Annotated in this window: 1 protein-coding gene; it reads right to left on the bottom strand. The window is 60.2% G+C overall.

The genetic code is table 11. The features are described 5' to 3' along the window. A partial coding sequence (locus tag RZA33_RS19850; protein WP_317510123.1) for a hypothetical protein occupies positions 1–231 on the bottom strand: 231 nt, incomplete at both ends.

Here is a 231-nt window from a genome sequence, read left to right as displayed (position 1 = left end):
CCCAGCAAGGACATCGGCCGCTTCCGCCAGAGTCGGAGCTGCCGCTTGGAGAAGTTCCCGATTCTTGCGGCGCAACGACCCCAGAACGTCACCACCGAGTTGCGGCGCGACGTCCACCGAAAGATTGACGTTAGAATGCCGACAGCGTTGCCATGAATCGATGACGATATCTCGTACGGGCGAGCGGTCCAGACCCACGCCTGCGACGAAATTTTCCCAAGCCTTGCAGAC

It is taken from the genome of Halovibrio sp. HP20-59 (genome assembly GCF_033052795.2).
Classification (GTDB): Bacteria; Pseudomonadota; Gammaproteobacteria; order Pseudomonadales; family Halomonadaceae; genus Vreelandella.
This window is presented reverse-complemented; position numbering and strand designations above follow the sequence as displayed.